Origin of the sequence: Oryzomonas sagensis, assembly GCF_008802355.1 — a bacterium.
GTDB classification, from domain to species: Bacteria; Desulfobacterota; Desulfuromonadia; order Geobacterales; family Pseudopelobacteraceae; genus Oryzomonas; species Oryzomonas sagensis.
This window is the reverse complement of record NZ_VZRA01000001.1, coordinates 879,471-900,476: the sequence shown is the minus strand read 5'-3', so window position 1 is coordinate 900,476 and position 21,006 is coordinate 879,471. Positions and strand designations below refer to the sequence as shown.

General features: G+C 58.9%; 14 protein-coding genes. All 14 read right to left on the bottom strand.

Going from position 1 to position 21,006, the window contains the following annotated elements; translation table 11 throughout:
* Positions 1 to 2: 2 nt before the first annotated feature.
* Positions 3 to 386, bottom strand: a complete 384-nt coding sequence (flaF, locus tag F6V30_RS04050) for a flagellar biosynthesis regulator FlaF (RefSeq protein WP_151155202.1) — start codon at positions 384 to 386, stop codon at positions 3 to 5.
* Entirely contained in the window at positions 367 to 765 is a 399-nt protein-coding gene (locus F6V30_RS04045; protein ID WP_151155201.1) for a flagellar biosynthesis repressor FlbT, read from the bottom strand. The genes flaF and F6V30_RS04045 overlap by 20 nt, the downstream gene beginning before the upstream one ends.
* 171 nt (positions 766 to 936) lie before the next feature.
* Positions 937 to 1,755 (bottom strand): flagellin N-terminal helical domain-containing protein, encoded by an 819-nt coding sequence (locus tag F6V30_RS04040; protein ID WP_151155200.1) that lies wholly within the window; start codon positions 1,753 to 1,755, stop codon positions 937 to 939.
* A 120-nt stretch (positions 1,756 to 1,875) separates the two neighbouring features.
* Entirely contained in the window at positions 1,876 to 6,075 is a 4,200-nt protein-coding gene (locus tag F6V30_RS04035; RefSeq protein ID WP_191965571.1) for a tetratricopeptide repeat protein, read from the bottom strand.
* A 10-nt stretch (positions 6,076 to 6,085) separates the two neighbouring features.
* Positions 6,086 to 8,635, bottom strand: a complete 2,550-nt coding sequence (locus F6V30_RS04030; RefSeq protein ID WP_151155198.1) for a tetratricopeptide repeat protein — start codon at positions 8,633 to 8,635, stop codon at positions 6,086 to 6,088.
* Between the two features lie 35 nt (positions 8,636 to 8,670).
* Complete coding sequence (locus F6V30_RS04025) at positions 8,671 to 9,774, bottom strand: class I SAM-dependent methyltransferase (RefSeq protein WP_151155197.1); 1,104 nt, start codon at positions 9,772 to 9,774, stop codon at positions 8,671 to 8,673.
* A gap of 65 nt (positions 9,775 to 9,839) precedes the next feature.
* Entirely contained in the window at positions 9,840 to 10,991 is a 1,152-nt protein-coding gene (locus F6V30_RS04020; protein ID WP_191965570.1) for a class I SAM-dependent methyltransferase, read from the bottom strand.
* Between the two features lie 4 nt (positions 10,992 to 10,995).
* Positions 10,996 to 12,810 carry a glycosyltransferase family protein gene (locus tag F6V30_RS04015; protein WP_191965569.1) on the bottom strand — a complete coding sequence of 605 codons (1,815 nt, stop codon included), beginning with the start codon at positions 12,808 to 12,810 and terminating at the stop codon, positions 10,996 to 10,998.
* Between the two features lie 245 nt (positions 12,811 to 13,055).
* A complete protein-coding gene (locus tag F6V30_RS04010; protein ID WP_246163196.1) occupies positions 13,056 to 14,057 on the bottom strand; it encodes a glycosyltransferase family 4 protein in 1,002 nt (333 codons plus the stop codon).
* Between the two features lie 58 nt (positions 14,058 to 14,115).
* A complete protein-coding gene (locus tag F6V30_RS04005; protein WP_151155193.1) occupies positions 14,116 to 15,204 on the bottom strand; it encodes a tetratricopeptide repeat protein in 1,089 nt (362 codons plus the stop codon).
* Between the two features lie 78 nt (positions 15,205 to 15,282).
* Positions 15,283 to 16,506, bottom strand: coding sequence for a tetratricopeptide repeat protein (locus F6V30_RS04000; protein WP_151155192.1), 1,224 nt, complete (start codon positions 16,504 to 16,506; stop codon positions 15,283 to 15,285).
* A 123-nt stretch (positions 16,507 to 16,629) separates the two neighbouring features.
* Positions 16,630 to 18,000, bottom strand: coding sequence for a tetratricopeptide repeat protein (locus F6V30_RS03995; protein ID WP_151155191.1), 1,371 nt, complete (start codon positions 17,998 to 18,000; stop codon positions 16,630 to 16,632).
* Between the two features lie 27 nt (positions 18,001 to 18,027).
* Positions 18,028 to 19,419 (bottom strand): sigma-54-dependent transcriptional regulator, encoded by a 1,392-nt coding sequence (locus F6V30_RS03990; protein WP_151155190.1) that lies wholly within the window; start codon positions 19,417 to 19,419, stop codon positions 18,028 to 18,030.
* The gene (locus F6V30_RS03985) at positions 19,419 to 20,864 is read right to left on the bottom strand and encodes a sensor histidine kinase (RefSeq protein ID WP_151155189.1); all 1,446 of its coding nucleotides are present in this window, start codon (positions 20,862 to 20,864) and stop codon (positions 19,419 to 19,421) included. The genes F6V30_RS03990 and F6V30_RS03985 overlap by 1 nt, the downstream gene beginning before the upstream one ends.
* Positions 20,865 to 21,006: the final 142 nt, after the last annotated feature.

The window sequence follows — 21,006 nt, the reverse complement described above, 5'->3', positions numbered from 1 at the left end:
GGTTATTGCTCGGCCGGTTTGGTCCGCAGGCCGGTGGCGATGTTGAAGTTGATATCGATGACGATGGAGAGTTTTTCGGGGTCGGGAAAGGCCAAAACATTAAAAAGGTGATTATCTACGAAGAGGCTGAGGTTAAGGATGTCCTCCTTCAGATTTCGCGGGAGCGGGTTTTCGGGACTGCTCAACTCGGCCTGGAAGAAGCTCCAGACCTTCTGGTTGAACTTTATCGCCTCTCTTAGTTTCGCGTCACGATCTGACGCATCCCAATTCTCCTGCACCTGTTTCAGCATGAGAGCGGCACGGGAGAGCACCGACGCCTCCAGTTCCCTTCCGCTGAGCGACTCCTTCTGCATTGTTGTGTAGGCATCAACAGGATTTTGATACATTGATTAGGAGCTCCTCTTCATAGGCGATGAGTTTCTTGGCCTGTTTCAGCGCCTGGTAGTATTCTTTGTTCAGGGTATACTGATTCATCTTTGAAATCAACTCTTTCATGCTTGGTACGGCCTCCAGCAACTCATCGACGAGGGCGCTCAAAATGGGGAGCGTGACGGCGCAATTTCCCTCGTCAATGTACATGAGCTGGAGGGCAAGATAGATCCGGCGACACGGTGTCGTCGCCTCTGCTTCGGTGAGGATATCCGCCTGCCTCAGGACAGGGACGTTGTTTTCGATGGTGAAATGAGCGGTAGAAGCCCCGTTCTTGACGACGGCGCCTCCGATAATGACCTTCTCTTGGGGCTTGAGGGTGAGTTTCAGTGGCATAGTAATCAGCTTTTTGAGTAATTTTTTCTGTCGTTGCCGGTTGCCTGGAGGCGGCGGTTGGCGGCAGCACATTTTGTACCGATACGGCTTACCCCTGTCAAGCAATAAAGGGAGGAGACCAAAGTCCCCTCCCTTTATTATTTACCGATTCCCTGTCACTCCCACCCTCTACTAGAAGAGTTTGAGAACAGACTGGGCTGCCTGAGACGAGAGGCTCAGGGCGGTGGTGCCCAGAGACTGACGGGTCTGAAGTGCCAGCATGTTGGCGCTTTCCTGGTTCATATCGGCCAGGGTCAGGTTGTCGGCGCCGGTCTGCAGCGTGTTGATCATGCTGGTGGTGAAGTCCTGGCGGGTCGTGATGACGGACAGGTTACTGGCCAGGGTAGAAGCGTTGGAACGCAGCGTGCTGAGGGCGTTGTCCATGAATGCAGAAGTGGACGTAGCATCGGCCGTCGAGCCAACCCACGTAGCGCTGGCGCTGACACCCAGGCCAGCGGCAGAGCCGTTGACACCACTGATGGTGAGGTTGGAGTCGCCGGTCTTCTGGCCGAACTCGATGGAGAGCGTGCCGTTGGTCAGCAGGTTGGTGCCGCGGTAGCCGGAGTCGCTGGCCAACGTGGTGATCTGCGAGGTGATCGACAGGAACTGGGAGTAGTAGGTTGCCTGAGCGGTGGTGTCGTTGGTCGATGCAGCCTGGCTGGCCAGACCTTTGGCCGACTGGATCAGGGCGGTGATGCCCGTGATGCCGGCGTTGGCAGCCTGGATGGTCTGGACCGCTTCGCTCATGCCGTCCTTACGGTCGTTCAGGTCGCTGGCGCGCTGGGTTTCCGACTGAGCTGCAAAAAAGTTGGTGGGGTTGTCAAGGGCGGAGTTAACCTTCTTGCCGCTGCTCAGGCGCTGCTGGGTCTGCGAGACTGCAGACGAAGTCTGCTGAAGTGCGAGGAGGTTGTTCCGCATGCCCGATGTGAGAGAAATATCATTGATTGCCATGGTGATGCTCCTTTCTGGGGTTGTGTCCGGCCATTCTACCGGGTGCGCTTTCTGCGCTTTAATATACTCATCGTTCTTTGGTGAAATTTCTTTAGGAAAAAATAAGGACCGCAAAAAAAGTTACAATCGGGGTCGGTCCCCTCCCGTCGCGGATGATCCGCACAAACGGTTATGCCACAGAACGACCTGCTGCGGGCGAGGTGCGAGATACGGCACCTCGTCCGGCAGTGTCTCCCGGGTCGTGCCGAACAGGTAGGGGAGGCTGAGAAGCAGTACCTGCAGATCGCACACGGGAAGCAACTCCCCATGCGGCACGACCCGGGAGACCCCCCGCACCGAACCGACGAGCGTCGCCAGTTCCGGTTGGCACGTTACCGTCACGCAGTATCCCAGGTCTGCGAGGCGCGGAATGAAGCGGATGAACTGAATGGTATCGCCATACCCCTGTTCACTGTGTACGAGGAGCCTTTGCCCCCCCGGGTGTTTCCCCAGGCCCGATCGTTGGAGCAGCGGCCAGGGGGGGAGCTGCGAATCGACCATGCCGTGGCGCCATTCGTGGTGGCGCCATCCTTCGGCAAATTCTCCCAGGGCCAGCAGGGAAAAGGCAAGGTTCAGGTGTGCCTGCACATGTTCCGGCGACAGTGCCAACGCTCTCCGGTAGTGGGGGATCGCCTCCCGGTGCCTGCCGAGCAACCCCAGCGCCGCTCCCGCATTCAGGTGGGCGACCGGGTCGGACGGATTCAAGGCACGTTCCCGCAGGTATCCGTCAAGGGAGCGTTCCAGCCAGGCCCGCTCCTCAGAAAACCGCGCCGGCCCGGGGCATCGCGGCTGCGGGGGGCATTCGACCCTCCCGCCGGAAGCACGTTCGTTCAGGGCCTCGGCAACCGCCCGGATCACCGCATCCCATGCACCGAGGTCCGGCTGGCGGAACAGGCGAACGCCAGGATACCAGGGGCTGCCCTCACCTGTTGTCAACCAGCGCCAGTCGGCGGCATAGGGGAGGAGCACCCATGCCGGCTTGCCCATCGCTCCTGCCAGATGGGCGACAGAGGTGTCGATGGTTATGATCAAATCCAGATTCGCGATAAACGCCGCCGTATCCTCAAAATCATGGATATGCCCGGTGAGGTCCAAAAGCGCCATGCCGGGCGGGGCCTCTACAGCCAGGTCCGCCCCGCCGCCCACTTGCAGGCTGTAAAAGGTCACGTTCGGGACATCTGCGAGCGGCGTAAAGGCGGCCAACGGGCATGAGCGCTTGCGGTTGAGCGCCTTGTTCTGGCGCCCCGACCAGGCCAGCCCCACCTTGAGCCCACGGGGGCGCTTCGCCGGTCCCGGCGGCGTCTGCGGACACGTGACGGCCGCGCCGGCGCTTGCTTCACCCGGAGAGGGGGCGTTCAAAAAAGCCGGGCCCGGCGCCACCGGTGAAGTTGCGTTGCGATACTGTTCCAGTGCCGCTGCGACCGATCGCACCACCCCCTGCCAATCGCCCGGAACCGATTGCCGGAAGAGGCGCATACCCGGATACCAGGGGGAATCTTCACGGTTCGCCAGCCAGCGCCAATCAGCCACATGGGGAAGAAGCACCCAGGTCGGCTTGGCCATCGCGCCGGCCAGGTGTGCGACCGAGGTATCGATGGTGACGACCAGGTCCAGGTCGGCAATCAAGGCGGCAGTGTCGGCAAAATCCCGTATATGGGCGGTAAGGTCAACCAGGTGCAGGCCGGCAGGCGCTTCAGCCGCTTGTTCGGCGCCATCGCCCACCTGGAGGCTGTAAAAGGTCACGTTCGGGACGGCGGCCAAGGGCGCAAAGGTGCTCAAATTACAGGTGCGCTTCCTGTTGAGCACCAGGTTTTGGCGGCCGGACCAGACCAGGCCGACCTTCAGGGATTCGGCCGATCCCAAGCGGCCGCGCCAGACTGCCCTATCCGCCGGATCGGCACGGAGGTAGGGGACGTCAGCCGGTATGGTGCCCACCGTTGTTTGGAAGATCAGCGGCAGTGACAGGAGATGGGCATGGCAGTCCATGCTCGGCAAGGCCTCACCGGCGGCAATGACGTCAGAGACGCCGGCAACGCCCGCGATCAGACGCTTCAGTGCCGGCGTCTGGCACTCCACAACGACACGCCCCCCCCGCTGTGCGACCAGCGTCGCGTAGCGGATGAACTGCAGGGTATCGCCGAATCCCTGCTCGCAATGGAGCAGAATGGTCCTGCCGCCAAGGGGGGAACCATCCCAGCGGGGTCGGTCAAAATGACGTTCCGGGACCGGATTGGATTTTTTGAAGCGCCATTCGTACTCCAGCCACCCCTCGCGGTACTCGCCACCGGCAAGGAGCGACAGCGCCAGGTTCCAGTGCGCCTCCGCATAGGAGGGATCAACGGCAACAGCCTGGCGCAGCACGGCCACCGATTCGGGAAATCGCCCTTGGGATTGATAGACGGCCCCCAGGTTGTTGAGCACCGTCAGGGCGTCGGGCTTGGCTGCGAGCGCTTTCCGGTAACACTCCTCAGCGGCCTCGAGACTGCCGACCAGGTGAAAGACCATGCCGAGCATATTCTGTGATTTGACGTTGCCCGGCTCGATCGCCAACGCCCGCTGGTAGGCCTCGATCGCCTCCGGAAACCGTTCCTCGGCCTGACAGATTTCTCCCAGGCTGTGCAGGGCAGAGGCGTCATCGGGCCTGAGCGCCAGTACCCGCTCCACGCAGCCGCGTGCCCGCGCGAAGTCCCGCTCTTCCTTCCAGATCTGCGCCAGGCAGAGGTCTGCTTGCAGCAGGCCCGGCGACAACTCCCGAACCTGTTCGTAGCAACGCCGCGCCTCGGCAAGCTCACCCAACTCCCGATGGACATTGCCCATGTTGAACAGGGCCTGGACGAAATCAGGTCTGAGCGCGAGGGCGGTCCGGTAACTGGCGAGCGCCTCCCCGTATCTCTTTTGGTTATCGTAGGTTGCCCCGAGATTGCTGTGGGCCTCGGCATAATCCGGGGCGCAGGCAATGGCCGCGGAAAAGGCCTGCTCGGCCTCTCCGGCTTGCCCTGCCTGCAACAGTGCAATGCCCCGCTGATTATGGAAGGCAGGGCTGCCGAACTGCTGCCCCAGCGCTTCCCGAACCCGTTCCACGACATCGGGCCAATCTCCGGGAGACCGTTGCCGGAACAGGCGCATGGTGGGATACCAGGGGGAGTCGTCACGCGCCAGCAGCCAGCGCCAGTCCGGCACGAACGGCAACAATGCCCAGACCGGCTTGCCGAGTGCGCCGGCCAGATGGGCCACGGCAGTGTCGATGGTGATGACCAGGTCGAGATTGGCGATCAGTGCCGCGGTATCGGCAAAATCGGAAATCCGTGCGGTGTGATCGATGATCGCGCACCCCGCCGGGAGAGACGCCATCTCCTCCACGCCCCTGCCCATTTGCAGCGAGTAGATGTCCACGTGCGGGAGGGAAAGGAGCGGGGCACACGCGCTCAGGGGCATGGAACGGAAGGGGTCCGGTTTTTCCTGGCCGGCCCAGACCAGGCCGGCGCGCACCCGCCCGTTGGCCGGCATGAGCTGCCGCCACGCCGCGACCTTTGCCGGGTCCGGCCTCAGATAGGGAACCCGGTTGGGAACCGTTTCCAGGGTCGTCCCCAAAACGCGGGGGAGACTGAGTACGGGGATGTGGACATCGAACTCCGGCAACGGCCCTTGGCGATCCACGACCTGGCTTATCCCCTCGACGGTTGCCAAAAGCGCCACCAGTTCCCGGAGGGCGCAGACGACGACCCGTCCTCCCGTGGCTGCCGCCAGCGGGGCATACCGGATAAACTGGATCATATCGCCCCGCCCCTGCTCCATATGGATCAAGAGCGTTCTACCCGCCAACGGAGAACCATCCCACTGGGGCCGGCCCAGGTCCTGTTTCTTGGTACTGCCCTCTCTCGTGTCCCAGCGCCACTCGTACTCATCCCACCCGTGGCCGAGATCTCCGGTCAGGAGGGCGAGTTGCCCGAGCAGCCCGTGGGCCTCGGCATGTGCCGGATCGAGGTCTATGGTCTTGCGGGCACAAGCCATTGCCTCCTGGTACGAACCGCTCCGCCAGAGGGCCGTGGCCAGGTTGTAGCGGGCCTTCACAAAACAGGGATCGAGGGCGATGGCGGCCCGATAGTGCTCGATGGCCTCCGACAGCCTCTCCTGAAGTTGCAGCACGACCCCCAGGCTGTGCTGCGGGTCCGGGAGCTCGGGGGCCTGTTCCACGATCCGCCTGAAGCAACGCTCCGCCCCGGGGAGGTCTCCCCGTTCCTTGAGCAGCGCTCCGAGCTGATAGCATGATTCGATATCCATATGGCCCTGTTCAGTTTGCTCGTTCACGTACCAATGACTCCAAGGCGTTCTTGACCCGTTGGACCGCTCCGCCCCAATCCCCCGGGCGCTCCTGCCGGAACAGGCGCATGGTGGGATACCAGGGCGAATCATCCCGCCCGGCAAGCCAGCGCCAACAGTGATTATGGGACAACAGCACCCAGACCGGCCTGCCAAGGGCGCCGGCCAGATGGGCAACCGCCGTCTCGATGCTTATGACCAGGTCGAGATTGGCGATCAAGGCGGCGGTATCGGAGAAGTCTTCCAACCGGCTGGTCAGGTCCGTGATCTCCATGCCTGCGGGCGGAGACGCAGCCTCTTCCGCCGCGGGTCCCACCTGGAGGCTGTAATAGCTGACGCCGTCCAGAGCCGCGAGTGGCGAAAATGCCGCCAATGAGCTGGAACGGTCCTGGTCCAGCGGATTCAGGGGATTGCCGCGCCAGACCAACCCGACACGGAATGCAGAATCGCCCGCCAGCAGCTGTCGCCACGCCGCCACCTTTGACGGCTCAGGGGTGAGGTACGGGACGCGGTTTGGCACGGTGTCGATAGTTGTGTGGAAGATATGCGGGAGGCTGAGTGATTGGATGTACACATCCGTGGCCGGCGGCGTCCCGGATTTCGCTACAACCCGTGCCACGCCGGGGAGAGAGTTGAACAGCGGGACAAGCGGCTTCTCGACTTCAAAAACGACCTTGCCGCCGCGTTGGGCGATCAGGGGGATGTAGCGGGAAAACTGGATTGAATCACCCATGCCCTGCTCCCCAAACACGAGGATGGTTTTCCCCGCCAGGGGGGAACCATCCCACCGCTGCTGGGGATAGATGCGCGGGTCGATCTGAAACCTCTCTATGGAAAGGCGCTGTTCGAAGTTGGCGAAGCCGGACAGAAAATCACCGCTACGCAGCTGCAAAAACCCCATGTTATAGATGGCTTCCGTGCAGTCTGGCTTGATGGCGAGGATCTTCTGGTCGCAGCAGAAGGCTTCTGTTGTTTTCCCCTGGGGGACCAATGCAGCACCCAGGTCGAGCAAGATATCAACCGATCCCGGCGCGAGTTCATGCGCCTTCCCCAAGCACGTCTCCGCCTCCTCGAACGCCTTCAGTTCCAGGTAGAGGCGGCCCAGGGCGAGCCAGATGTCGGGGCTGTCGGGTTTCAAGAGGAGCGCCCGGCGAAAGCACTTCTCCGCATCGGCACGGTTTCTTTGGAGACGGCGGGCGCGCCCCAGGTTGAACCAGACAGCCGGATTGTCCGGGAACAACGGCAGGAGTTTGAGAAATTGGGCGGCAGCGGCGTCTGGGACGTTGTGCTCGAGGGATTCCATGGCCCCCCGGAACAGGGAATCGCACTGCTCGTCCGTCAAGGCGGCCGCCACTGCTTCGTGCGTTGTCACGGCGCGTAACGTTCCTGCGACCGCATTAATCACCGCCCCCCAATCGCCTGGGGCCGGTTGCCGGAACAGCCGCATGGTCGGATACCAGGGGGAGTCGCTCCGGTCTTCCAGCCAGCGCCAGTCCGCGGCACAGGGGAGGAGAGTCCAGACCGGCTTGCCGAGCGCGCCAGCCAAGTGGGCAACTGCGGAATCGATGGTGATGACCAGGTCGAGGGTGAGGATCAGGGCGGCGGTGTCGGCAAAGACCCTGATGCCATCCGTATGGTCGATCACCCCTGCGGCAAACTCCGGCGGAAGGGGAAACCGCTCCCGTTCGCCGATCTGCAGGGAGAAGAAGCGGGCTCCCGGCGTGGCCAGGAGCGGCACGAGGCATTCGGGGGGACAGGAGCGGTTGGGGTAGGGGCGTTCCTTGCCGGCCCAAACCAGGCCGATACGCAGGATACCCGGCTCAGATGCTGTACGCGCGCGCCAGACTGAGGTCAGAGATTCAGAGGGGAAAAGGTACGGTACCGAGACGGGAATGGTTTCCAGGGTCGTCCCGAAGAGGTGGGGGAGAGTGAGCAGGGGGATATGACAATCCGTGACCGGCGGATTTGCGGACTTTGCAACAACCCTGTCGACGCCGGGCAGCGTCGCCAGGAGGGACAACAGCGGCGGTTGCGCCTCCAGCACCACCTTTCCGCCCTGGCCGGCCAGCAGCGGCACGTATCGGCCAAACAGGATCGCGTCGCCGAACCCCTGCTCGCAGTAAACCAGGATGCTGCGGCCGTTTAGAGGGGAACCGTCCCAGCGGGGCTGGGGGTAGGGGCGGCAGTCCACATCCCGAATGGCGGCAAAGCGAGCCTCGTAGTCGGAAAATCCGGCAGCCAGATCCCCCCTGCGGAGAAGATGTGCAGCCCTGTTGTAGCGTGCCTTGGCGTTTCCAGGAGCCTCGGCCAGGACCGATTCGTAGCAGCCGAGCGCCTCTTCCGCCTTTCCCTGTTCGCCCAGCACATACCCAAGGTTCAGCAGGGTTTCCAGGGAGTTTGGTACAAAAGCCAGTGTCCGGCGGAAACAGTTTTCAGCGTGGGCATAATCGCCCCGCGCCGTAGCGGTAACACCGCAATTAAACCAAATTTCGGGGATGTCGGTCGCTATCTGTTCTCTCACTCATTTCAACCATTTATTCATATTTATCATTTGGGTCACAGCTGACAAGAGGCAAGATGCGCGCTGATCTCTTCTTCGCGGTTTATCTCTTCAATAATTGCTTTAGTGCCATCCGTCTGACTCAGTTTTATTTTTAGCTTATTATAATCATCTGGATGTATAAGTTGTAATCCCAATCTGTTTGCTTCCACGTTGATCAATAGTAGCCTTGACAAGTATTCAATATTAGTACCGCCATCCCGAGTCATCAGGTGAGCGATGATTTCCTCTACGCGCTTGATAAACTCATCGCGATCGCCATTAATCGCACGATAAAGCAATGCATGGGCCATATATAACTTGGCATCGGTTTTGTCCGGCGCAGACTTTAAACTTTTTCCGAACAAATCAATTGCTTCAATCGGTCTGGTTCTGATGCCGAGTTCATTGCGCTTTTCCCAAAAATGCAGTCCTGCATCAAAATAGCCCTGCGCATCTTCCGACCCCAACTTTTCAGATAAGCAGTACCAACTCCAAGAGGTAACATCGGGAGAGATTTTGTACTTCCCATAACGATTATGTATCATCCAATCATTGAAACAGGTAACTCTAAACTCATTTATTATGAGAAAATCTTCATAATTCCCCTTTTCAAAAAGGTCTGCATAAAAAAGGCGTGGCCAATGATACGTAAAGGTGGCAGGAATACTGGAGATAAAAATTCCACCAGGCTTCAAAACTCTCCTGATTTCTTCGATGGCATGTTGGGGATTGGCAAAGTGCTCGAAAACCTCAAAAGCAAAGACAACGTCATAATAATCAGCCTGAAATGGTACTAACCCACTGTCCAGATTGACCTTTGTCACGTTAATACCAAATCGGTGACAATTACTTATGGCAGAATCCGACACATCCAGACCATGAACTTCATTGTTGTCCTTCAACAGGAGGAGGGTTCCCCCCTCTCCACCAACACCTATCTCAAGTATTTTTTTACCAGAAAGTCCTTGAGGAAAAAATTTGCCGATTATGGCCCTGTTCTTTGCGATGGTTTCTTTTTTTACAACACCGGAGTCGGTCCAGTAATCTCTATAGAAGTCTTCAGCGTCACTGTTTAGCTCTTTTGGTGAGTTGAAGATGGTTTGAATATGATTAGCCATCGAAATCAAGTCTCCTGCGCTGTCAATTTGTACCGCCACCGTTTATTAGCCGTTACTCCGGCGAGTTATATATCCGTTCTATTTGTGCTGCCCGCAAAAATTCCTTGGACATAATCCTCATCCGCAATTCCCACGTTGCATACTACCCGACGCTGATCAAAGCGTTCCGGGCAATTGAGGGAGAGGTAATAATGGACTATTTCATCATAATGATCCGCCAAAACGGTCGACGCGGCATCGAGATTGGTCACAGCCCCTAACCCTGAAGGCTTGGTCGGGATAGTCATGATTTTCAGATCCGGCCTGAATGTTTTGAGACAGGGGATGATCCGCCACACATCGCCGGTCCAGAAACCGGTACAGCGCTCCCGCTCCGCAACGACTGGGGCAATTGGCAGGCAATCGTGGATCAGTATGACCGAATCCTTTCTGGCATAACGCTCCAGATTGATGAAGTCCTTCAGGGCTTGTTCGAACAGGTGCAGGCCGTCGATAAATCCCAAATCAAACGTTTCCCGCCCCATGACTTCGCGCAGATCATATTGGGCAAAGAAGTCGTCGCTCGTCAACGGGAAGAGCGTAGCCGGGCCGTGGGGGCAGACATAGTTCAGACGCCCCCAGAATCCCTGGTATGGATCGACCCCAATCGCCTTTGTATCTGGACCGGCCAGGGCAAGTGACCGGCCATGCCCGAGGCCGATCTCGACATAACTGGCCGGACGCAACCAGTTATGAAAATGTTGCAGCCAGTCGTAGTAATCTTCTCCCGGCATCTCTTTTTCCGCAGTGAGCACAAAAAGACTGTCGGCCGCTCCGCCGAAGGCGGGATCACGTGACTGGATTTGGCTAAATGTTTCATATGCGCCCGGCAAGTCTCCCAGAGCGGTCTGGACCCTACCCCTGAGCGCGTGTAGCATCGTTATCTCCGGTGCTACCGCCAGAGCGGCCTCGATTGCCTCCAGGGCACAGGTATAGTGCCGACGGTGAAAAAGAATCAAACTATGGCAATAAAGGGTCATCATCGGGCTCGGCTGGGCCTCGAGCGCCAACCGTTGAATATTTTCCGTCTCTTTACCGTAGCCAAGCCCCTCGTAAAATCGAAGTGCCTCGAAAACAAGCTCATACCCACCAAATGCAGCGGCCAGATCCCCGTCCTTCTGCAGGGTTACCGACTCACGCACCTGTTCTGTCAATTTGCCGAGCATATAATTTATCACGAGATCACGCCTCCATCCCTTGCAGGAGCTTATCGGACTTACATGCCTGGATCTCGATAAACCGTCGCAAGGCTGCAATTAATGGATCGTCTCCATAGCGCAGCGACGCCTCGGCAAGCAGCTTGCCGGCATCGTCCTGCCGTCCTTCGGCTATCAGGGCCTGCGCCTGATCCGCAACGTATGCCGGGAATCTGCTCTCGAACAGAGATTGATTGCCGGCGCGGCCAGCGATTCCCCGCCACTTGTTCAAGAAAACCTTTCGGTTACGCACAAGGATTTCGCCGGCTGTTTCGGCCCGTTCATAGAAGGAAATCTCCCTCAGCGCCCGAATGGTGCCGCTCCAGTGGTGGTCATAGGCGGTTGTGGGTACGATGTAGGACTCAAGGCCAGCCTGTTTGATCTGCAGTCCCAAATCCCACTCTTCGAAATAACACGGGGTGAATCCGTTTTCAAAGCGGATCAACTTGGCGCTGAAATGTTCCAGTTTGACCGCAAAGAAGAACCCTGAGACGGCATCCACCTTAATCGGATGGCTGAAACTTCCCTTGTCGAAATAGAGGTAATCCCTTGTCAGGGCAAAATTGAGGAAGCTCCCCTGGGGGCCGACACAGGCGGCATCCGGCAGGGAGTGCAACGCCTGCTCGAGCGCCTCTATGGCGGCCCGCTCCACATGGAGGTCGGCGTTCATGATGAAGACGGTCGGTGTCGCCGCCATCTCCAGCCCCAGGTTCCAGGCCCGGGCAACGCCGATGTTCTGTTTCATGATGGCGTAGCGGTCGATGCGGGGGTGCCCTTTAAGCTGCTCCGCCACCTCCTGGCCGTTGAAGACCACGATCACGTCGCCCTCCACCCCTTCCAGGTCGCGCAACAGGGTGGTGACGTTGTATTCGCTCGCCGGTGACATGTCGAGCACCGGGATGACGAAGCTGCGCCGGGCAGTGCTGATGCAGGCGGAATCGTGGACCCCGGCATCCACCGGCGGCACGCCGACGAGGGAACGTTCCCGCAACTCTTCCGCAGAAAAGGTGTCCGGCTTACCGCCGAGTGCAACCGCCAGCAGGTCTTCGACCCGATGCCCATAGGTATGGGCGTTGTGAACAAGGCGTTGTCCGCGGGCAGCCATCTGCTCCCGTAGCGCCTGGTTTTCCAGATAAAAGCGGGCCACGTCGACGATCTCGTTATCCCGGTATACCGCGCAATCCTCACCATCCCTGAAAAGGGTGTCCTGGCCGCTGTTCCTTGCCAGATCGGTCAGGAGAAAAGAACCGGTGGACATGACCTCGAAGACCCGCATGTTCAGATCATTGCGGACCGCTTCGTTAAAAACTATTTTCGATTCAGAGAAGAGCCGGGCCATATCGTCCCAGAAGCAGCGTTCGTAATGAATCGGCAACTGCGCGTCCAGCGTCGCGAGGAGTCGCTGCCTCCTGGACCCCTGCGGGATTCCGCCGACAAAGCTGATTTCAAATTTTTTTTCCGAGCCAGCCTTCTTGTGAACCTCCGGATCGCAACCGAGCGGCAGCCAGAAAGCCCGGATTCCGTGCCGTCGGAATTCCTCCAGGTATTCTCGCTGGGCGATGAATACCATATCGAAGTTCTTCCCCCACTCGAGATGCAGGGGAAGGCTCAGATGGCTGTCGATGAGATAACAAGCCTTCGGGCATTTGAGTGCCGCCAGGTTCCGGGGGAAGTGACCAGGCACGGATTCGATCCAGAGGTAGAGGTCGGGATGCTCGATGGAAGCGGTATCGCCGAGGATCGCGGCCATGTCCGGGACAAAATCAGTCGAAATGTCCTGTTCCTTAAGTGGCAGCTTCATATTATGCAGCTGCCATCGGTCGATGAGATCGGCAGGGAGGGGAGGTCCAACGGTGGTGGTTCGGCACATTTTGCGCAGCGCCCGTTCGAAATAGACTGCTGTCGTTACCGGGTACGCTACGTAGCTAAGCCATATTTTCATATCTTGCATGCTGTCCCCGAAATACATAGGTTTCACTCTCGATTTTATCCACAAAGGAGACAAGGCGGGCAATCCCTTTGAATGAAACATCCATCAAATAGTTCTCACGTTCTTGAATGGCCGAATGCGGCCGCATTGTTGAGCTTCGTGGCGATATAATGAAATTGGTGCGCGGCTTTGTCCCACGCCAGTCTTTTCATGTCCTCGGCGGCAACGGCGCTCTTGTGGCGGCGGATGTCCCGGTTCCGGTAGGCCGATTCCAGCTGTTCGATAAGCTCTTCGACGGACGGTTCATGCCAGATGCCGCTTGGCTGCCCCGCAGCGTCCTTGACCAGCAGAGGCGTATAGTCGGCAAGGGCAAAGGCGTTCCGGCCGGTTATAATGTCCGCCTGGCCGGTGGCATCGCTGGCAATCACCGTCCGTCCGCAGGCCATATACTCACACATGACCATATTGTTGCCGCCTTCGCAACGGTTGGGGAAGATGCCGATGTCGCTCTGCTGGTAAATCTGCCGTATCTGGGCATTGTCGACAAGGGGGGTCAGGCAGACCCGCTCCAGAGGTATGCCGTTTTCGTGAAGTGTCCGCTGCAGGATCGTCAGGCAGTCGTCGTTTGTCAACCGGAACGAGATGTGGGGGGAGTTGGCCATTGTGGCAAGGGAAAAAGGCCATTGATTGATCCAGGAACAGACCAGGCAGGCGTCCTGATGGCGCTGCATGAACGTACGCATGGCGGCGATCACCAGGTCTTGCCCTTTGCGGAACTCAAACTTGCCGCCCGAGAAGACTATGAACCTGCTGTCGTCTTCAAGAAAGGGCGTCGGGTAAAAGTTGTCCGGATCGATCCCCTGAAGGATTGTGGCTGTCTGCCGAACCCCGCCGATCCGCAACTGGTGCTCGCACCACGACGAACCGGCGACGATGAAGTCCCATTCGCGGGCAGCCCGACGGGTATGCCGGAGGGCTTCGATATCATTTTCGAAGAAACAGTAGCCGATGTTGATCCGATCCCAATCCGCCGGCTGCATGGGGCGAAAGTCATGGCCGCTGATACAGTGCAGGGTCACGCCGTCAAGCGGCGGCAGCTTCGCAATTTCCTTCGTCAAGTACTCCCCGGCGACCCCCCACCCGTGGGTTCGCCCGCTGGGCATGGAAACCTTCATCTCAACTCTCAGCTCCCAGGTGGCCTTCTAAAACCGCGAGGGTCGCGCGCGCATCGTTATTCCATGGCTGCACGGCGAGAATACGCTCCAGGAAAAAACGGGCGTCGGACTCCTGCCCCACCTCCCGACAGATGGTGGCGAGGGCCATGAGGATCTCGATGTCTTGCGGGGCGGCGGTCAGAAGTCGAACATAGATCTTCAGCGCCTCTTCAACCTCCCCAAAACCGATGCAGAGGACGTCGGCAAGATTCTTTGCAAAGACGGTGCTGACGGGCTGAAGCCGGACCGCTTCTTCGTGGTGGCGGCGGGAACGCCGCAAGTCGCCCTGTTGCTGATAGAGGACCCCCAGGTCGTTATGAGCGGGCGCGTAATTGCCGTACTGCTCCAGCAATTGTTCAAGCAGCCTGACCGCATCCTGGGGTTTCCCGTCGTTGGCAAGGGTCAGGGCAGCCCGGTGAAGCTCTTCGGGAGAGCGCGCCGGTTCGGGCACCCCGGGGAAAACGATTGGCGCTGCCGGAGTGACGGGAGCGGCTGCCGCCGGCTGCACCTCTCCCGGGACGGGAGAAAAAGCCTCAGGGGGCGGACAGGGGTCGTTCGAAGGCTGCGCGCCTAACTGCAGCAGGGCCTGCCTGGCATCACCGTTGCGGGTGTCAAGCTGCAGGGACCGGGAGAAATACTGCCGGGCCTGTTCCCGGCGTCCCAGGCGCAGACTGATGGAGCCCAGGGAGTTTAAGGCCTCAACGTCGAACGGATTGTCCTTGAGGATATCCAGATAGGTGTAGATGGCGTCGTCGGACCACCCCAATTCGACAAAGTAGAAGTCTGCCAGATTCTTGCGGTAGGTTATGTTCGCGGAGTCCAGTTTATGGGCCTTTTCATAATGGGCCAGGGCCTTGAGGTTATTGCCGGTTCGATAATTGAGCGTCGCGAGATCGTTGTGAGCCTGGGCAAATTCCGGGTAGATCTTCAAAAAATCCTGGAGGTGCCGGATCGCCTCTTCGATTTCGATATCACGAATAGCCGCAAGAATCCGCTCATAGGTGGCAGCGCCCTCGATGGCAATCAAATTTTGGTTGGTAGGTAACGACATGCGACCTCTCACAGATTAAAATTACGGTATATTCTTAATTATATAGAGAAAAAACCGTTGCAATACAATCAAAAAACCTTAGAACGGGGTGGTGCTGGCTCCGTCGACCTCGTCCGCAGTCTGATCCATGCTCCGACCGCTTGCGTCTTTCCCGTTGAACTTGAAGACGATATGGGACGGGTCGATTACCGCAGTACCTGCTGCATTCTGGCTGATGCGGAAATTCACGGTCGCCTCGTTGGTGAGGGGGTTATAGGTGATCGACTGAGGGGTATTCAGGATTGTGACGTCCTTGGCGCTTACCGGCATCATGTTATTGTAGAAGCCCCCTGCCGTGCTGTTCGAGCGTGAAATCGACCAGTTTTGCGGGTTGGTGATGGAGGACACGTCCATGGCATTGGTGAAGCTGATGGTTACCGAATAGGTCTTTGAACTGTTGGGCGCGGTCAGAGACGAATCAAGATACCAGAGGGGGGTACTCGGCCCCAGGATGTCGTTGAATGCTCCGGGGGCGGTGGTGTTGATAGCGACCATCTGCGGCTTGTTGATGAGAAACTGCAGCTGTGAAGCCAGGGTGGTATCCGTGTTCTTCAGAATGGACAGCTGGTTCTTGGCGTCGGCAGTCCTGCCCAACCCGTTGTAGGCCACGCCGAGTTCATAGTTGGCAGACGGAAACTTTGTTTTCAGGGTAAGGGATTTCTCCAGATTTGTTGCTGCCTCGTCGTATTTCCCCTCCTTGTTGTAAACCTGTCCCAGGGCATAGTAGACATTGCCATCCTTGGGGGATAACTTCTGCACCTTCTTAAATTGCGCTTCCGCCTCGCTGAGGCGATTTTGTGTGATATATTGTTGCCCCAAGGTGTAAACGGCAACCGGATTTTGAGGATTCAACCGCGCAGCTGTTTTATATTCCTTCTCGGACTGGGTGTACTGTTTATTCTGCAAATAGGCGTTTCCCAGGCTGATATGGGCGTCCGCCAACGTCGGCGCGGTGGACGAACTGTCTGCGGTCGCGGCATTGGATTGTATCCGTATGATCTGCTGGAACGCCTTGACGGCATCGGCATTCTTTCCCTGGGACATGTATATCTGGCCTAAATAGTTGTACGCGGTGGTGTTCTGTGGATCCAGGCCCAAGGCCTTCTTGAAGGCCGCGACCGCCTGGTCTGTTTTGTTGTTCTGCATATAGGTCGCCGCCTGCATGATGGCGTACTGAGCCAACTGTGTGCGCTGATCCTGCACATTTTGATAGATGGATGTCAGATCAAAGGAAACGGTGTAATCAGAAGTTGAAGAACTCATGGGTTTCTCCTCGGTCTCTTGTTGCAGAGCAATGCCCCATAACTTATACTATCGGCACAAAGAATTCGTTGTTTAGTTATTAGATTGCCATGAACGGCTTCGGGCGCCCCAGGCGGCAGAACATCAGCCTGCGGGAGCAAGACGAGCCGACCTTGCCCGGCTCTCCAGGGCATGTGCCACCCGTTGGACGGCCTCCCGCCACGAACCAGGCCTCGCCTGACGGAAAAGGCGCAGCGACGGATACCAGGGAGAGTCCTCCCGCCCTGTCATCCAGCGCCAGTCCGGGGCATGGGGCAGCATGACCCAGGCGGGCTTTCCCAAAGCCCCTGCCAGGTGCGCCACGGCCGTATCCACGGTGATGACCAGGTCGAGTTGGGTAATCAGGGCGGCGGTATCGCCGAAATCCCCGACATGGCCCGTTGGATCGGCCATCGGCAACGGCAACGCCCCCTCCCGGCCGAACTGAAGCGAATACCAGGAGATCGGTTCTACTGCCGCCAAGGGTGCCAGTAACTCCGGCGGGCAGCTCCGGCCGGGATCGGGATACGACTTGCCAGCCCAGCAGAGGCCGACCTTCAAGCGTCCCTCGTTTGGAACGAGACCGCGCCAGAAAGGGAGACGAGCCGCAGGGGGCGTCAGATAGGGGACCTCCGCGGGAATGGTCTCCACCCTCGTTCCAAAGAGCATCGGCAGGCTGAGGAGCGGCACGTGCAGATCAAAGGGGGGAAGCGGCTCACCCATGGGGACCGCCCGCACCCCCGCCATATTCATCAGCGGCGCCAACGGCGGGTGGCACTCGAAGACGACCCGGGCGCCGAGGGCAGCCACCAGCGGGACGTAGCGGCAGAATTGGAGCGTATCGCCAAATCCCTGTTCGGCATGGATCAGAAGGGTCTTGCCGCCAATGGGCTCACCTTGCCAGCGGGGCTGGGCAAAATCCCGCAGCGGCGACGTAAAGTTGCGTTTCAGCCAGCGCCATTCGTACTCCCGCCACCCCTCGTGGTAATCGCCATGCAGGAGGAGCAGCAGGGCGCGGTTCCAGTGGGCTTCGGCGTGGTTGGGCTCTACCCGCAAAACAGCCTCGCAGGCAGCCTGCGCCTTTGCGAACTGCCCCAAGGCCTGATAGCAGGTGCCCAGCGCCACTCGGGCGTCGTGGAAGCCAGGGGCCAGCTCCAGGGTCCGGGAATAACTTTCTGCCGCATCGTTATACCGGCACAGCTCCAAGAGCGCATTACCCCGGTTGTTCCAGACAGGGGCACTATCCGGGGCAATCCGCAACGCCCGGTCATACACCTCGAGGGCTTCATCGAACCTTCCTGCAAGGTGAAGACAATGCCCCAGACAGAGGTAGGCGTCCGTAAAGCCGGGCGCCAGGCTGAGCGCCTTCCTGAACTGGAAGGCCGCCTCGTCGGCCTTGCCCGCCTGCAACAGCGTCATGCCGAGCGCGTGGATAGTCTGGGAGGTTATGATTGCTGCGTTCTGGTGGCTTGGCATAACAATCTCTGTCGGCAGGGCAGCCTGCTATAGTTTCGGGCGGCGCTCGGGTCTCTCGATGCCGAACTTCTCCAGGCGGTACTGGAGGGTCTTGTAGCTCATCCCCAAAAGCGGAGCCGCCTTGCCGATCACCCAATCGGCCCGCTCCATGGCCTTGACGATGATCCCCTTTTCCAGTTCCTCGAAGGCGATCCCCTCCGGCGGCAGCTCAAAGGGGATGCCGCCGCCCAGGGCAGATGTCGCGGTCACCTCGGCCGGCAGGTCTTCCGGCTCGATGTAATTGCTCTCCGCCATCAACACGGAACGCTCGATGACCGACTCCAACTGGCGCACGTTGCCGGGCCACGTGTAATTCATAAGCAATTTGAATGCCGGCCGGGAAATGCCCTCCACCCCTATGCCGGAGGCTTGGCTGTACTTTTTCACGAAATATTCTGCCAAAGTTTTGACATCGCCGCCCCGTTCGCGCAACGGGGGCAGATTGATGCGGATCACATTGAGGCGGTAAAAAAGATCCTCGCGGAAGTTGCCCCGTCTGGTCTCCTGTTCCAACTCCTTGTTGGTGGCGGAAAGGATGCGCACATCCAGCGGTATGTTGACCTTGCCCCCCACCCGGCGAATCTCCTTTTCCTGGATGGCCCGCAGCAGCTTGGCCTGCATGGCCACATTCATCTCGCCGATCTCGTCCAGGAACACCGTGCCGCCGTTGGCCGCCTCGAAGATGCCGATCTCGCGGGCGTTGGCCCCGGTAAAGCTCCCCTTTTCATGGCCGAAAAGTTCACTTTCAATCAGGGAGTCGGGTATTGCCGCGCAGTTGATGGCCATAAACGGCTTGTCCCGCCGTTGGCTGCCGTCGTGAATGGCCCGGGCGACCAACTCCTTGCCGGTGCCCGATTCGCCCACGATCAACACCGTGGAATTGGTCGCGGCGATCTTGCTCACAATGCGGAAGACCTCCCGCATCTTCGGATGTTCGCCCAGGATCGTGGGGATGGTCTGAATCTGCTCGACCCGCTTCAGCAGGACCCGGTTCTCCCGGACCAGCCCGATGCGTTCGAAGGCCCGACGCAAGGTGAGGATCAGGTTGTCCCGTTCCAGCGGTTTTTCCAGATAATCGAAGGCCCCCTTCTTCATGGCCTCCACCGCCGAGTCAATGGTCCCATGCGCCGTCATAATGATGACACACTGCTGTGGATCGGCGGCCTGAATCGCCTCCAGGAGATCAAGGCCGCTCTGCCCCTGCATCTTCAGGTCGGTCATGATCAGGTCGAATTCCCGCCGGTCCAACTGTTCCAAAGCCTCGCGCACCCCGGGTACGTCGGCGACGTCGTACCCCTCCTTCTTCAGGATAACGGTGAGAATCTCCCGCTGCCCCTTTTCGTCATCGACGATCAATATGCTTCCCTGTGTGGCAGCCACTACACGGCCCCCTGTTCTGTGGAATTGTCCGGCTCCTCCGGCTGAAGCGGCAGCGTCACGGTAAATGTCGTGCCTTCGCCAAGCCGGCTTTCCACCAGAATTTCGCCGCCATGCTCCTTGATGATACGCTCGGTTATCGCCAGGCCCAGGCCGATGCCCACATCTTTGGTGGTAAAATAGGGCTGGAATATCTTGGCAAGATCTTCCGCGCTGATCCCCTTGCCCTGATCGGCAAAGGTCAAGCGCACCCGCCCGGACGCCTCGTCCCTGGCAGCCCCCAGGATGATGGTGCCCCCCTCATTCATGGCCTGGGCGGCATTGCTGACGAAGTTGATGATGCAGTTGCGCAGCAACTCCTGATCGACCCACAGGGGCGGCAGGCCGGGGGCAAGACGCTGCTCCAGGACGACGCGCTGCTCCGACAGCCGCTCGTTCAGGAGCGGCAAGGTCTTTGCCAGGATGTCTTCATAGGGGATCAGCACCCGGCGCAGCTTGAGCGGCCGCCCGTAGTTCATGAAGTTGAGCACCATATAGTTGGCCCGGCGCACCTCTTCCTTGATCTTGCCGGCCAGATCCTCCAATTCTTCCTGGCGCTCGCCGCACAGGGGGAGCATGTCGGCCCGCAAGTGGTCGATGGCAAGGCTTATATAGTTCAGAGGGTTACGGATCTCATGGGCAATGCCCGACGCCAACTGGCCGACACGGGAGAGATGCTCGGCCTCATAGAGCCGTTTTTCCAACACCTCGCGTTCACGCAGCTTCTCCACCATGGTATTGAAGCCGGTGGCCAGATCGCCGATCTCATCCTTGCTGTCGGCGGTGATGGTCACCGACAGATCCCCCGACGAAACCCGCTTGAAGACATCGACCAACCGATGGATCGGGTCCGTATAACGGCGCGCCAGAAAGATGGTCAGGGCGATACCGACCACGAACACCATGCTGGTGGCAAACAAGCGGCGGATGAAATTGGCATGCTGGATGTCGCGAATCTTGTCCAGCAGCATGTTGATCTGCACATAGCCAAGCTGTTCATCGCCCACGATGACCGGAACCACCACCTCATAGGGCCTCTGGGAAAGCAGGGAACCGCCGATGGGGCGCTGGACCGCCCGGATGCCCTTTTCCAGCTTCTTCACCTCCCGCTTCTTGCCGATCTTCTCGGGGTCGGAGGAGTCGATGATCTCTCCTTCATTGCTGATGATGTTGATTTCATTGATGCCCTTGTCGCGGGCATTGTGGAGATAATCGGTGAGGCGGGAGGTCTCCGCGTCCGAGGTAAGATCCGCGATACTCATCTGGACCGCTTTGGAGATCTCCTGGGAGCTTTCCTGGATCTCGCGCACCAGGTCGTCCTGGGCGGACTGGTTGAGGATAAAGAGGGTCAGCATGGCCAGCACCAGCAGCGTGAGCATGATAATGACGAGTTTGGCGTTGAGCTTCATGGAGACCCTTACCTAGCCGGAATAATGCAAAAGTATAGCTCAGGGGGACGCCAGAAACAAGCGCTATAACCTTGTTCACAACTGCGGCGTTGACACTCTGCTCGACAGAATGATACATATATCACTTATGTCAAAATCGTGC